The 14,459-nt window shown below is 76.5% G+C and carries 9 protein-coding genes and 1 pseudogene; 5 read left to right on the top strand and 5 right to left on the bottom strand.

The genetic code is table 11. The features are described 5' to 3' along the window. Window positions 1-45: 45 nt before the first annotated feature. Window positions 46-576, bottom strand: a complete 531-nt coding sequence (locus ACZ7JZ_RS07950; protein ID WP_470934453.1) for a GNAT family N-acetyltransferase — start codon at window positions 574-576, stop codon at window positions 46-48. Between the two features lie 203 nt (window positions 577-779). Between ACZ7JZ_RS07950 and ACZ7JZ_RS07945 the strand changes: the two genes are divergently transcribed. After that, on the top strand, window positions 780-2,165 hold the full coding sequence (locus tag ACZ7JZ_RS07945) for an MFS transporter (protein WP_470934450.1): 1,386 nt from the start codon (window positions 780-782) through the stop codon (window positions 2,163-2,165). A gap of 114 nt (window positions 2,166-2,279) precedes the next feature. Then, complete coding sequence (locus tag ACZ7JZ_RS07940; protein WP_470934447.1) at window positions 2,280-4,304, top strand: helix-turn-helix domain-containing protein; 2,025 nt, start codon at window positions 2,280-2,282, stop codon at window positions 4,302-4,304. A 22-nt stretch (window positions 4,305-4,326) separates the two neighbouring features. Here the strand turns inward: ACZ7JZ_RS07940 and ACZ7JZ_RS07935 are convergent, their stop codons facing one another. Then, the gene (locus tag ACZ7JZ_RS07935) at window positions 4,327-5,568 is read right to left on the bottom strand and encodes a glycosyltransferase (RefSeq protein ID WP_470934444.1); all 1,242 of its coding nucleotides are present in this window, start codon (window positions 5,566-5,568) and stop codon (window positions 4,327-4,329) included. A gap of 4 nt (window positions 5,569-5,572) precedes the next feature. Then, window positions 5,573-5,896: an ArsR/SmtB family transcription factor gene (locus ACZ7JZ_RS07930; protein ID WP_470934441.1), complete on the bottom strand. Its 324-nt coding sequence runs from the start codon at window positions 5,894-5,896 to the stop codon at window positions 5,573-5,575. A gap of 100 nt (window positions 5,897-5,996) precedes the next feature. On the opposite strand from ACZ7JZ_RS07930, the gene ACZ7JZ_RS07925 reads away from it, so the two are divergent. Further along, window positions 5,997-7,988, top strand: a complete 1,992-nt coding sequence (locus tag ACZ7JZ_RS07925) for a heavy metal translocating P-type ATPase (protein ID WP_470934438.1) — start codon at window positions 5,997-5,999, stop codon at window positions 7,986-7,988. 190 nt (window positions 7,989-8,178) lie between these two features. Next, the gene (locus ACZ7JZ_RS07920) at window positions 8,179-10,707 is read left to right on the top strand and encodes a PP2C family protein-serine/threonine phosphatase (RefSeq protein ID WP_470934435.1); all 2,529 of its coding nucleotides are present in this window, start codon (window positions 8,179-8,181) and stop codon (window positions 10,705-10,707) included. Window positions 10,708-10,738: 31 nt separating this feature from the next. Here the strand turns inward: ACZ7JZ_RS07920 and ACZ7JZ_RS07915 are convergent. After that, window positions 10,739-10,921: pseudogene (locus ACZ7JZ_RS07915) on the bottom strand (glycosyltransferase); the annotation flags it as partial. Window positions 10,922-11,027: 106 nt separating this feature from the next. Beyond that, window positions 11,028-13,247, bottom strand: a complete 2,220-nt coding sequence (locus ACZ7JZ_RS07910) for an NADP-dependent isocitrate dehydrogenase (protein ID WP_470934434.1) — start codon at window positions 13,245-13,247, stop codon at window positions 11,028-11,030. Window positions 13,248-13,427: 180 nt separating this feature from the next. Here ACZ7JZ_RS07910 and dhaK point away from each other — a divergent pair, with 180 nt between their 5' ends. Continuing rightward, window positions 13,428-14,414, top strand: a complete 987-nt coding sequence (dhaK, locus tag ACZ7JZ_RS07905; protein WP_470934433.1) for a dihydroxyacetone kinase subunit DhaK — start codon at window positions 13,428-13,430, stop codon at window positions 14,412-14,414. Window positions 14,415-14,459: the final 45 nt, after the last annotated feature.

Raw genomic sequence — 14,459 nt, 5'->3', positions numbered from 1 at the left:
GCCGGGAGGCACGGGGCAGCGGATCCGCCCGGACCGGGGCCCGCCTCAGCGGCGGAGGAGGAAGCTCGCCATGCGCAGGCCCGGTACGGGTTCGAAGTCGGCACCGCGGCTGAAGCCGAGCTTGCGGTAGAGGGTCACCGCGGGCGCGTTGTCCGCGCCGGTGGTCACGCGCACCCCGCCGCTGCCGGCGGCCCCGGCGAGCAGGTGCTCCAGCAGCCGGGAGGCCAGGCCGCGGCGGAACCAGGCGGGGTCCACGCAGACCCGGTCGACGACCGTCTCCTGCGGCCCACCGCCGGTGCCGGCCTCCCAGGCCACGAAGGCGGCCACCCGGCCGTCGCCCGTCACCGCGCCCAGCCAGCGCAGCGGGCGGGCCTGCATCTGCGCGAGGGACTCGTGCAGGGCGGGGATCCCGTCGAAGCCGATCAGTCCCGCCTCGACGGCGTAGGCGCGCCGCCCCACCTCCTGCGCCGCCGCCGCGGTCACCGCATCGCCCACGTCCAGCTCGCGGATCTCCATCCCGGGCGGCAGCGCGGCGGAACCGGGCAGGTGATCGGCGGTCAGGCGCTCGTCGGGCATGGGCCGATGCTATCCGGGGCGCCCGCCGGAGCCCGGCCTCCCCCGGAGCCCGGGTACGGGCTCCCAGCGGCCGTCCGCATGGCGGAAGCGCACACCTCTGCGGGGGCAACTGTGGAGGCGCGCACCATGTGCCCTTGACCTGGGCGTTCCTAGGGTGTGGCCGCACGGAATCGTTCCCCCCTCCCCGTCCGAAAGTGGTGCCCATGGCCGCCTCCGCTCCCCCGTCAGCACCGTCCGGCAGCATCAAGAGGATCGTCGCCGCCAGCCTCGTCGGGACCACCGTGGAGTGGTACGACTTCTTCCTGTACGGGTCCGCCGCCGCGCTGGTGTTCAACACGCTGTTCTTCCCGGACAGCGATCCGCTGACCGGGACCCTGCTCGCCTTCCTCACCTACGCGGTGGGCTTCGCGGCCCGGCCGCTGGGCGGGGTGGTGTTCGGGCACTTCGGCGACCGCGTCGGGCGCAAGAAGCTGCTGGTGCTCAGCCTGCTGATGATGGGCGGGGCCACCTTCGCGATGGGCCTGCTGCCCACGCACGCCGCGATCGGGGCCGCGGCGCCCGTGCTGCTGACCCTGCTGCGGCTGGTGCAGGGGTTCGCGCTGGGCGGTGAGTGGGGCGGGGCCGTGCTGCTGGTGTCGGAGCACGGCGACGACCGCCGCCGCGGGTTCTGGGCCTCCTGGCCGCAGGCCGGGGCGCCCGGCGGGAACCTGCTCGCGACCGGGGTGCTGGCCCTGCTGGCCGCCGTGCAGTCCGAGGAGGCCTTCCTCGCCTGGGGCTGGCGGATACCCTTCCTGCTCTCCGGGGTCCTCGTGGTGATCGGACTGTGGATCCGGATCTCGGTGTCGGAGTCCCCGGTGTTCCTCGCGGCGCAGGAGAAGGCCGCCGAGCGGAAGGCTGCGGGCGAGGCCCCCCGGGCGCCGGTGGTCGAGGTGCTGCGCACCAGCCGCCGCCAGGTGCTGACCGCGATCGGCACCCGGCTCGGGGAGAACGTCTCGTACTACATCCTCACCGCCTTCCTGCTCGTGTACGTGACGGCCCATCTGGAGCTGCCCAAGAGCCTGGCCCTGAACGCGGTGCTGATCGGCTCGGCCGTGCACTTCGTGACGATCCCGCTGTGGGGCGCCCTGTCGGACCGGATCGGGCGCCGGCCCGTCACCCTGATCGGCGCCGCGGGCATGGCGCTGTGGGCGTTCGCCTTCTTCGCCCTGCTGGACACGGAGTCCTTCCCCGTGATCGTGCTGGCCGTGACGGTGGGCCTGCTGCTGCACGGGGCGATGTACGGGCCGCAGGCCGCCTTCATCTCGGAGATGTTCGACACCGAGGTCCGCTACTCGGGGGCCTCGATGGGCTCGCAGCTCGCCTCGATCGTCGGCGGGGCGCTCGCCCCGATCATCGCGGTGGAACTGCTGAAGGACTACGGGTCCTCGGTGCCGGTCTCGGTGTACCTGTGCGCCGCGGCGCTGGTGACCGTGGGCACCGTGGCGGTGGCCCGGGAGACCCGCGGGCGCAGCCTGGGGGCGGCGGCCGTGCCGGCGCAGACCGGTGCGGGGGCCGGGAAGACGGCGGCCGGGGCCCGGACGGGCGGCTGAGGGGCCCGTACCCGGCGGGCGGTTCCCGGCCCCGCCCGCTGCACCCGCCGCTGCCGTACGGCTCCCCGTCCGGGCCGTACGGCGCCGCCCCCACCGCCCGGAGAGGCGCGACGTATGCTCCCCACCGTGACAGCCCCCGGAACGGCCCCCGGAACCGACGGCGCCACCGCCGCCGCCCTGCGCAGGCTGCTGGACCTGCTGGCCGCGGGGGCGCCCGCCGAGGACTTCGCGCGCCCGGCCGCCGCGGCCCGGGAGGCGGGGGCGCCGGCGGAGGCGGTGGCCGCCGTGGCGGAGGCCGCCGAGGTGGCCCTGCGGATCCGGCGGACCATCGGGCAGCACCGGCGGCGGGAGGCCGAGCTGACCGCGCTCTTCGACACGGCGAGCGACCTGGCCGGGCTGCGGGACCTCGACGCGGTCCTGCGGGCCATCGTGCACCGGGCGAAACTGCTGCTCGGCACGGACGTGACGTACCTGTCGCTCAACGACGAGGCGGCCGGGGACACGTACATGCGGGTCACGGACGGCTCGGTGGCGGCCGCCTTCCAGCAGGTCCGGCTGGGGATGGGCGAGGGCCTGGGCGGGCTGGTGGCGCAGACCGCGCGCCCGTACGTGACCGGCGACTACCAGGCCGACACGCGGTTCCGGCACACGGACGCGATCGACGGGGCGGTCGCCGAGGAGGGGCTGCGCGCGATCCTCGGCGTACCGCTGCGGGTGGGCTCGCGGATCATCGGGGTGCTGTACGCGGCGGACCGGGCCCCGCGCGGGTTCACGGCGGACGAGGTGGCGCTGCTGTCCTCGCTGGCGGACCACGCGGCCATCGCGATCGACGGCGCGCGCCTGCTGGAGGAGACCCGGGCGGCCCTGGTGGAGCTGGGACGGGCCTCGGAGACCATCCGCGCGCACAGCGAGGCCTCGGCGCGGGCCGAGCGGGCCCACGACCAGCTGACCGACCTGGTGCTGCGCGGGGGCGGCGTGGCCGATGTGGCGCTGGCCCTGGCGGGTCTGCTCGACGGCGGGATCGTGGTCCACGACAGCGAGGGCGCGGAGCTGGCGCGGGCCGGTGCGGGGCCCGCGTCCCCGCCGGCCGCGGCCGTGGCGGCCTCGCGGTCCAGCGGGCGGGCGGTGGCGGCGGACGGCAGCTGGCTGTGCGCGGTGGTGGCCGGTCCGGAGCCGCTGGGCAGTATCGCGCTGACCCGGGCGGCGCCGCTGGGGGACGCGGACCGGCTGCTGTTCGAGCGGGCGAGCGTGGTGACCGCGCTGCTGCTGCTCCTGGGGCGGTCGGTCGCGGAGGCGGAGGACCGGATCCGCGGGGAGCTGCTGCACGACCTGCTGGCGGGCACCGCCGACGCCGCCGGGCTGGCGCGCCGGGCCCGGCGCCTGGGGGTGGCGCTGGGCGCGGGGCAGGCGGTGTTCGTGGCGGGCACCGGGCCGTCCGGGGCGGGTGCCGGAGCGGCCGTACCGGGTGCCGGGCCGTCCGGGCGGGGCGGCGCGCCGGTGGACCCGAGGCGGCTGCTGTCGGCGGCGGCCCGGATCGCGCACGCGCGGCGGGGGCTGGCGGGGCTGCACCGCGGCGAGGTGGTGGTGGTCGTGCCGGCGGCGGAGCCGGGGGCCGCGGCCCGGGAGCTGGCTGCGGAGCTGGGGGCGCTGGTGTCGGCGCCGGTGACGGTGGGTGCGGCCGGTCCGGCGGACGGTCCCGCCGGGCTGCCGGCGGCCCATGCGGAGGCGCGGCGCTGCCTGTCGGCCCTGCGGGCGCTGGGGCACGCGGGTCAGGGCGGGGCGCTGGCGGAGCTGGGGTTCGTGGGGCTGCTGATCGGGGAGCGGGCGGACCTGTCGGCGTACGTGCGGGGGGTGCTGGGCCCGGTGCTGGACTACGACGCGGAGCGGGGGACGGACCTGGTCCGCACCCTGGGCGCCTACTTCGCGCAGGGCGCGAGCCTGACCCGTACCAAGGACGCCCTGCACGTGCACGTGAACACGGTGGTGCAGCGGCTGGACCGGGTGCGGACCCTGCTGGGCCCGGACTGGAACACCCCGGCCCGCACGCTGGAGCTCCAACTGGCCCTGCGCCTGCACCGGCTGACGGCGGACGGGTCGGGGGCCGCGGGTGTACCCGGGGAGGCGGGGGGACTGCTCTGAGCCCGCGCGGCCGGCGGCCCCGTCAGGCGAGCCGCTCCAGTGCGGCGACGACCGGGGCGGCCCCGTCCTCGGCGGCGAGTCCGGTGGCGATCCGGGCGGCGCTCTCGCGGTGGCGGGGGTCCCCGACGGCCCGGCGCACGGCCTCGGCGAGGCGGTCCGCGGTCAGGGTCTGGTAGCGCAGCGCGGCCGGGGCGCAGCCCAGGGAGGTCAGGCGGGCCGCCCAGAAGTGCTGGTCGAGCTGGACGGGTACGGGGACGGCGGGGACCCCGGCGCGCAGTCCGGCGGCCGTGGTGCCGGCCCCGGCGTGGTGGATCACGGCGGCGGTGCGCGGGAAGAGCCAGGAGTGGGGCACCTCGGGGACGGTGAGGACGTCGTCGCCCTCGGCGTGCAGCCCGCTCCAGCCGGCCTGGACGACGGCGCGGACCCCGGCGGCGCGCAGGGCCCGGACCACGAGGGCGCTCAGGCGCCGGGCGTCGGCGGCGACGAAGCTGCCGAAGCCCGCGAAGACCGGGGGCGGTCCGGCGGCGAGGAACTCGACGAGCCGGGGGTCCGGCTGCCAGCCGGGCGGGGGCTCGGGCCACCAGTAGCCGCCGACGCGGTGGCCGGGGGGCCAGTCGCCGGGGCGGTGGACGACGAGCGGGCTGAAGCCGTGGTGGACGGGGCGGTGCGGGTCGAGTCCGAGGGGGCCGGCGAAGCGGCGCCGGGGCAGGCCGAGTTCGCTGCGCAGGGCGCGGACGGCGGGGGCGAACATGAGGTCGGTGCCGGCCCACAGGGCGCGGGCGGCGAGCCGGTTGCCGCGGGGGCCGAGGCTGCGTACGCCGGTGACCAGGGGCGGGAAGGCGGCGGTGGGTTCGAGGGGCTGGAGGTAGACGCCGAGGGAGGGCAGTGCGGCGGCTTCGGCGAGGGTGGCGCAGACGGGGTCGGTGAGGGTGGAGGACAGCAGCACGTCGGCGCCCCCGGCCACGGCGTCCACGATCCCGGAGGTCAGGCGCGGCATGAACGTACGGGCCATGCGGACGGCGCGGGCCATGGCCACGGGGGTGCTGACGGCCCGGGCGAGGCCCTGGCCCGCGGCGGAGGCGAGCTCGGCGCGCGGGTCGACGGGCAGGGGGCGGAAGCCGAGGCCGTGGGCGGTCACGGCGGTCTCGAAGCGGCCGTGGGTGGCGAGGCAGACCTCGTGGCCCGCGGCGCGCAGCCGGATGCCGAGGCCGGTGTAGGGGGCGACGTCCCCCCAGGAGCCGGCGGTCACGATGAGTACGCGCACGGCCTCACTGTGGCAGGTCGTGGTGGACGTGGGCCAGGACCTGGCGCAGGAGTTCGGCCACGTGCTCGTCGTGGAGGGCGTAGACGACGGTGCGGCCGCTGCGGTGGCCGGCGGCGAGGCCGAGGTGGCGCAGCAGGCGCAGGTGGTTGGAGACGGTGGGCTGGCCGAGGCCGAGGTCCTCGGCGAGTTCGCCGACGGAGCAGGGGGAGCGCAGCAGCCGGTCGAGGATGCGGATGCGGGCGGGGGCCGCGAGGCCCTGCATGACCTCGGCGACGGCGGCCGCGGAGGCCTCGGAGATCAGGGGGCCGGTGCCGGATGTCTGTTCCACGGGCCCACCCTACGGTCCCGGGCCGTCCCGGGCCGTCCCGGGCCGCGACCGGACCCGCTCAACACATTCACATATTTCAATGTGCTGATATATTGAGGTCATGAGTGCGAACCGTACGAACACCCACCGGCACGGGCTCCTCGGCGAGCGCGCCGAACTGGCCAGTGCCCTGCTCGCCCTCGCCGCCTGGATCGCCGGGCTGGTCCTGGGCGCCACCCCGCTCTTCACGGCCGCCTACGCCTTCGGCGGGTTCTTCACCCTCCGCGAGGCCCTCGTGAGCATGCGCCGCGGAAAGTTCCAGGTCGACTTCCTGATGCTGGTCGCCGCCGCGGGCGCGGCCGCCATCGGCCGCTGGGAGGAGGGCGCGGTCCTCCTGGTCCTCTTCAGCCTCGGCCACGCCCTGGAGGGGTACGCCATGGGCCGCGCCCGGCGGTCCATCGAGGCCCTCGGCGCCCTGGCCCCGGCCACCGCGCTGCTGCTGCGCCGGGCCGGGGACACCGGCGGCGAGGAGGCCGCCGGGCCCGTCGGGGCACCCGCCGGGGAGCCCGCCGAGGTGCCCGTGGCCGAGCTCGCCGTCGGCGACCGGGTCCTGGTCCGCCCGCACACCCGCCTCCCCGCGGACGGGTTCGTCGCCGCCGGCACCGGCAGCGTGGACCAGTCCCCCGTGACCGGCGAGAGCATGCCCGCCGAGAAGCGGCCGGTGGCCGACCCGGCCGCCGCCCTCGCCCTGGAGGGCGCGGTCCCCGCCGAGAGCCGCGCGTACGCCGGCACGGTCAACGGAGCCGGCTCGCTGGAGCTGGTCGTCACCCGGCTCGCCGCCGACACCACGCTGAGCCGGGTGGTGCGCATGGTGCAGGAGGCCGAGGAGCGCACCTCCCCCACCCAGCGGTTCACCGACCGCTTCCAGCGGGTCTTCGTACCGGGCGTGCTCGCCCTGGTCGCCGCGCTGCTGCTGTACGGGGCGCTGGCCGGCGAGCCGTTCGCCGAGTCGTTCTACCGCGCGATGGCCGTCCTGGTCGCGGCCAGCCCCTGCGCCCTGGCCATCGCCACCCCCGCGGCCGTGCTGAGCGCGGTGGGCCGGGCCGCCCGGGGCGGGGTGCTCGTCAAGGGCGGGGCGCCGCTGGAGGAGTTCGGCCGGCTGCACACCGTCGCCTTCGACAAGACCGGCACCCTGACGGAGGGCCGCCCCCGCCTCACCGACGTCCTGCCCGCCGAGGGCACCGACGCCGCCGAGCTGCTGCGCACCGCCCTGGCCGTGCAGCGGCAGAGCGACCACCCGCTGGCGCAGGCCGTGGTCCGGGACGCCCCCGGGCACCTGGACCCGGCCCTGCCGGTCCCGCAGGCCGAGGAGGTACGGGCGCTGGTCGGCCGCGGGGTCGCGGGCCGGATCGGGGGCACCGAGGTCCGCATCGGCAGCCTGGCCGGGTTCGAGGAGTCGGGCACCCCGGTGCCGCAGGCGCTGCGCGAGCGGGCCGAGGAGCTCTCGGCGGCCGGCCGCACCACGATGGCCGTGCGCTACGGCGACCGGCACCTGGGCGTGCTCGCCCTGATGGACACCCCGCGGCCGGAGGCCGCCGCCACCGTGGCCCGGCTGCGCGCCCTGGGCGTCTCCCGGACGGTGATGCTCTCCGGCGACGACCAGCGGGTCGCCGACTCGGTGGCCTCCCTGGTCGGCATCGACGAGGCCCGCGGCGGGCTGCTGCCGCAGGACAAGGCGGGCGCCGTGGCCGCGCTCCGCACGAAGGGCCGTACGGCGATGATCGGCGACGGGGTCAACGACGCCCCCGCGATGGCCGGGGCGACCGTCGGGGTCGCGATGGGCGCCGCGGGCTCCGCGGTGGCCCTGGAGACCGCGGACATCGCCCTGATGTCGGACGACCTGGACCGGCTGCCGTTCATCACCGGGCTCAGCCGCCGCGCCACCCGGGTCATCCGGCAGAACCTGTGGCTGAGCCTGGGCATCGTCGCGGTGCTGGTCCCCGCCACCGTGCTGGGGCTGGGCATCGGCCCGGCGGTGCTGGTGCACGAGGGCTCCACGCTGCTGGTCGTGGCCAACGCGCTGCGGCTGCTGCGCCACCCGGACCCGAGCTGAGGCCGCGGCCCGGGCGTCCCCGGCCGGGTCGGCCCGTCGGGCCGGCCCGGCCGCCGCGCACGCACCGCGGACGCGCGGCACGCGTACCCCCGCGAGGCCGGCCGACCCGGCTGGTCTGCCTGACCCGGCTGACCCCTGGTCCGACCCGGCCGGGCGCGGCCGGTCCCCGCCGGTCCCGGACGGGCACGGGATGCGGGCCGGACCCGGGCGGGCGCATCCTGGCTGTGTGACCGGGAACGGCGTGGCCGGGCCCGGGGCCCCGGGCGCCGGGCCGGACGAGCTCACCCTGGCGCTGGCCCAGGCCGCGGTGAGCACGACCGAGGCCGCCGACGGGTACGCCGGCGGCGTCTACCTGCGCTCCGGCACCCCCGGCCTGCTGCGGCTGGCCCTGCTGGCGGGGCTGCCCGGCCCGCTGTTCGGCCCCTGGTGGCGGATCCACGAGAACCGCCCGTACCCGGTCGCCGAGGCCTTCCGCACCGGGCAGTCCGTGCACCTCACGGACGCGGACGAGGCCATGCGGCTGTTCCCGCAGCTCATGGCGGGCCTGCCGTTCCCCTTCGCCTCGCTGTACGAGCCGGTGGGCGGCGACGCCCGCGCCCTGCGCGACGCCCCCGGCTCCCGCGACCGCCACGACCGGCTGGGGGTCCTGTTCGTCCTGCGCCCCGCCGCCCCCGGCGCGCCCCTCTCCGCCGCCGACCGGAAGGTCATGCGGCAGGGCGCGGAGGAGCTCGCCGTCGGGCTGGGCCGGATCCGGGCCGGGGGGACGGCCGTGGAGTGGGACGGGGAGCCGGTCTGCGTGCAGCTGCCCGAGCCGGCCGCGCCGCCCGTGCGCACCGGGCACTTCGCATGGGACCTGGACTCGGGGGCGATGAGCGCCGACGCGGAACTGGTGGCCCTCGCGGGACTGGAGCCGCACGAGTTCGACGGGACGGTCGCCACCATCAGCGCGGGCTGGGCCCGCGAGGACCGCTACGGGGTCTGGGCGGCCGCCCGCGCCCTGGCCGCCCCCGGCGGCCCGGCCACCCGCCGGGTCCCGCTGCGCGGCCCCGGCGGGCAGGCGCTGCTGCTGGAGCTGACCGCCCGGCCCGGCCGCCGGGTCACCGGGTTCCTGCTGGACCCCGGGGTCGGCTCGGCCTTCGACGAGGCCGCCGACCGGCTCCCGCAGACCGTGCTCGCCCTCGACCGGCTCGGCCGGGTCACGTACGCCAACCCGGCCGCGGAGCGGCTGCTGGGCCTCGGCCGCGCCGAGCTGACCGGGCGGGTGCTGTGGGAGGCGCTGCCGTGGCTGGGCCACCCGGCGTACGAGGACTACTTCCGCTCGGTGCTGCTCTCCGGGGACGAGGTGCGCTTCGTGGCCCGCCGGGAGGCCCGCGACTGGGTGTCGGTGCGGCTGCACCCGGGCCGGGTCGGACTGACCGTCACCCTCGCCGCCGCGGAGGACCCGGTGTACGCGCCGGGCTCGGTGGGGCGGCCCGGACCCGGACCCGGCTCCCCCGCCGACCGGGGCTCGGCACTGTACCGGCCGGTGGCCCTGGCCATAGCGCTGAGCGAGGCGGTCACCGCCCGGCAGGTGTCCGCGGTGGTCACCGAGGAGCTGCTGCCCGCCTTCGGGGGCCGGCAGCTGGCGATCTACCTGCTCAACGAGCGGCACCTGTACCTGGCCTGGGAGACCGGCTTCCCGCAGGGCTTCCTCGACCGGTTCGACGGAGTCGGGCTCGACGCCCGGCTGCCCGGGGTCGAGGCCCTGACCACCGGCCGCCCGATCTTCTTCGAGTCGATGGAGCACCTGGCGGCCGCGTACCCGGGCATCCCGCTCGACGCGAGCGTCGGCGCCCGCGCCTTCCTGCCGCTGATCGCCTCGGGGCGCCCGGTCGGCTCGTGCATCCTCGGCTTCGACGGTCCGCGCGGGTTCGCGCCGGAGGAGCGCACGGTCCTCACCGCGCTCGCGGGCCTGATCGCCCAGGCGCTGGAGCGGGCGCAGCGCTACGACTCGGAGGCGGCGCTCGCCCGCGGGCTCCAGGACGCCCTGCTCCCCCACCGCCTGCCGGTGGACGAGCGGCTGGAGACCGTGGGCCGGTACCTGCCGGGGACGGCGGGCATGGAGGTCGGCGGGGACTGGTACGACGTACTGGAGACCGGCGGCGGGCAGCTGGCCCTGGTCATCGGGGACGTCCAGGGCCACGGGGTGTCCGCGGCGGCCACGATGGGCCAGCTGCGCAGCGCCGTACGGGCCTTCGCCCTGGCCGGGAACAGCCCGCAGGAGGTGCTCGGCGGCACCAACCGGCTGCTGATCGGCCTGGACCCGGGCCAGTTCGCGAGCTGCTGCTACGTCCAGCTCGACCCGGGGTCGGGCCGCGCGAGGGCGGTCCGGGCGGGCCATCCGCAGCCGCTGCTGCGCGGCGGGGACGGCCGTACCGCGGTCCTCGACCTGCCGGGCGGGGTGGTCCTCGGGGTGGACCGCGAGGAGACCTACCCGGTCACGGACCTCCTCCTCGAACCGGGCGCCGTCCTCGCCCTGTACACCGACGGCCTGGTGGAGCGCCCCGGCGAGGACATCGACCACGGCGTGGCCCGCCTCGCCGCGGCCCTCTCCCGCACCGCCCCCGCCCCCCTGGGCGAACTGGCCGACCGCCTGATGACCGAGGCCCGCCACACCCCGGACCGCCCGGACGACATAGCCCTCCTCCTGACCACCCGCCGCCCTCCGCGCGAGCCGTAGGCTGCCGCCGTGGACGACGCGTACCGCAGGCTGACGGCTCGAAGGCGACGGCGATGTGCGGGGTGAGCCGCGCCGCGAACCTGTTGGCCCGCCCGGGAACGGCGTTCGACTCGTGGATGAGCGCCGGCACCCCGGCGGACCGCGCCCCCAGCACGGCGGGCAGCAGGTAGCGCCGGGCCCCGAGCGCGGGGTCGAACCCCGCAGCGGGGATCAGCCCGGGCCCCGGATGCGGCTGCGCCCCGCCCCGGCGGGTGCCGGGGCGGGGCGGGCCGTGGTGCTGCCGGTGCCCGCGCCCCGGAGGGTGCGGGCAGGGGGGCGGGTCAGACCAGGGTGGCCAGCGCGTCGTTCAGGAGGGCGGACGGGCGCATGACGGCCGCGGCCTTGGCCGGGTCGGGCTGGAAGTAGCCGCCGATGTCGGCCGGGGAGCCCTGGACGGCGTTCAGCTCGGCGACGATGGCCTGCTCCTGCTCGGCCAGGGTCTTGGCGAGCGGGCCGAAGGCCTCGGCGAGCTGGGCGTCCGCGGTCTGGCCGGCCAGCTCCTGGGCCCAGTACAGGGCCAGGTAGAAGTGGCTGCCGCGGTTGTCGATGCCGCCGAGGCGACGGGTCGGCGACTTGTCCTCGTTGAGGAAGGTGCCGGTGGCGCGGTCGAGGGTGTCGGCCAGGACCTGGGCGCGGGCGTTGCCCGTGGTGGTGGCCAGGTGCTCGAAGCTGGCGGCCAGGGCGAAGAACTCGCCGAGGCTGTCCCAGCGCAGGTAGTTCTCCTTGACCAGCTGCTGGACGTGCTTCGGGGCGGAGCCGCCGGCGCCCGTCTCGAAGAGGCCGCCGCCGGCCATCAGCGGGACGACGGAGAGCATCTTGGCGCTGGTGCCCAGCTCCAGGATGGGGAAGAGGTCGGTCAGGTAGTCGCGCAGCACGTTGCCGGTGACCGAGATGGTGTTCTCGCCGCGGCGGATGCGCTCCAGGGAGAACTTCGTGGCCTCGACCGGGGCGAGGACCTTGATGGTCAGACCCTCGGTGTCGTGCTGCGGCAGGTACGCGTTGACCTTGGCGATGAGCTGCGCGTCGTGGGCGCGGGTCTCGTCCAGCCAGAACACGGCCGGGTCGCCGGTGGCGCGGGCGCGGGTGACGGCGAGCTTGACCCAGTCCTGGACCGGCAGGTCCTTGGTCTGGCAGGCGCGGAAGATGTCGCCCTCGGCGACCTCCTGCTCCAGGACGACGTTGCCCTCGGCGTCGACGAGGCGGACGGTTCCCGCCTCGGCGATCTCGAAGGTCTTGTCGTGGGAGCCGTACTCCTCGGCCTTCTGGGCCATCAGGCCGACGTTCGGGACCGAGCCCATGGTGGCCGGGTCGAAGGCGCCGTGGGCGCGGCAGTCCTCGATGACGGCCTGGTACACGCCGGCGTAGGAGCTGTCCGGGAGGACGGCGAGGGTGTCGGCCTCCTGGCCGTCCGGGCCCCACATGTGGCCGGAGGTGCGGATCATGGCCGGCATCGAGGCGTCGACGATGACGTCGGACGGCACGTGCAGGTTGGTGATGCCCTTGTCGGAGTCGACCATCGCGAGGGCCGGGCCCTCGGCGGTCTCGGCGTCGAAGGAGGCCTTGATCTCGGCGCCGTTCTCCAGGGAGCCCAGGCCGTTCAGGATGGTGCCGAGGCCGTCGTTGGGGGACAGGCCGGCGGCGGCGAGGGCCTCGCCGTACTTCGCGAAGGTGTTCGGGAAGAAGGCGCGGACCACGTGGCCGAAGACGATCGGGTCGGAGACCTTCATCATCGTGGCCTTGAGGTGCACGGAGAACAGCACGCCCTCGGCCTTGGCGCGGGCGACCTGCGCCTCGAGGAAGGTGCGCAGGGCGGCGGCGCGCATCACGGAGGCGTCGACGACCTCGCCGGCCAGGACCGGTACGGAGTCGCGCAGCACGGTGGTGGTGCCGTCGGCGGCCACGTGCTCGATGCGCAGGGTGCCGGCCTCGGCGATGGTGGCGGACTTCTCGGTGGAGCGGAAGTCGTTCTCGCCCATGGTGGCGACGTTGGTCTTCGAGTCGCCGCTCCACGCGCCCATGCGGTGGGGGTGGGCCTTGGCGTAGTTCTTGACCGAGCCGGGGGCTCGGCGGTCGGAGTTGCCCTCGCGCAGGACCGGGTTGACCGCGGAGCCCTTGATCTTGTCGTAGCGGGCGCGGACGTCCTTGTCCTGCTCCGTCTGCGGGTCGTCCGGGTAGTCCGGGAGGGCGTAGCCCTGCGCCTGGAGCTCGGCGACCGCGGCCTTGAGCTGCGGGATCGAGGCGGAGATGTTCGGCAGCTTGATGATGTTGGCGGCCGGGGTCTTGGCCAGCTCGCCGAGCTCGGCCAGGGCGTCCGCGATGCGCTGGTCCTCCTGGAGGAACTCCGGGAAGCTGGCGATGATGCGCCCGGCCAGCGAGATGTCACGGGTCTCGACCCGGACTCCGGCGGTCGAGGCGTAGGCCTGGACCACCGGGAGGAAGGAATAGGTGGCCAGGGCCGGGGCCTCGTCAGTGTGCGTATAGATGATGGTCGAGTCAGTCACCGGTGCTCCGCTCCGCGTCTCCACGTCTCCAACATTGCTTGACATCAAGATATCCCGTGATCGCCCTCCTCTGGACAGGGGTATGGGTCAGGTCTCGACCGCGGGTCCGGCGGACCCGCGGCGCGGCGCCCCCGGGAAGCGGGTCAGGCGCCGCCGGCGGACGGAGGAGACCCCGTGAAAATGTTGATCAACAGCCCCGGAACGGTCGTCGCGGACGCGCTGCGCGGGATGGCCGCGGCCCATCCCGAGCTGGAGGTGGACGCCGAGCGGCGGATCGTGCGGCGGCGCGGTGCGCCGCAGGCGGGGCGGGTGGCGCTGGTGTCGGGCGGCGGTGCGGGGCACGAGCCCCTGCACGCCGGGTTCGTGGGCCCGGGGATGCTGGCCGCGGCCTGCCCGGGCGAGGTGTTCACGTCTCCCGTGCCGGACCAGGTGCTGCGGGCGGCCGCGGCGGTGGACGGCGGGGCCGGGGTGCTGTTCGTGGTGAAGAACTACACCGGCGACGTGCTCAACTTCGAGATGGCCGCCGAGCTGGCGGCGGAGGACGGCATCCGGGTGGAGAGCGTGCTCGTGGACGACGACGTGGCGGTGGCCGACAGCCTGTACACGGCCGGGCGGCGCGGGACGGGCGGGACGCTGTTCGTGGAGAAGATCGCGGGCGCGGCGGCCGAGGAGGGCGCGCCGCTGGAGCGGGTGGCGGCGCTGGCCCGGGAGGTGAACGCCCGCTGCCGGAGCTTCGGCGTGGCCCTGACGGCCTGCACCACGCCCGCGAAGGGCGCACCGACCTTCGAGCTGCCGGACGGCGAGCTGGAGTGGGGCGTGGGCATCCACGGGGAGCCGGGGCGCGAGCGGCGCCCGGTGGCGGGCGCGCGGGAGATCGCGGAGGGCGTCCTGGACGCCGTACTGGCCGATCTGCGGCCCGCGGGGCCGGTGCTCGCCCTGGTCAACGGGATGGGCGGCACCCCGCTGCTGGAGCTGTACGGGTTCGCGGGCGAGGTGCACGCGGTGCTGGCGGAGCGCGGGGTCGCGGTCGCGCGGACGCTCGTCGGGAACTACGTCACCTCGCTGGACATGGCGGGCTGCTCGGTGACGCTGTGCGAGGCCGACGGGGAGGTGCTGCGGCTGTGGGACGCACCGGTGTCGACGGCGGCGCTGCGCTGGGGCCGGTGAGCGGTTCGGGTCCGTAGGCTGGGGCGCGGCGGTACGGGCGGGCGC

Source organism: Streptomyces sp. NPDC038213, assembly GCF_055600495.1.
The sequence above is the reverse complement of the archived record's forward strand: the minus strand, read 5'-3'. Positions and strand labels throughout refer to the sequence as shown.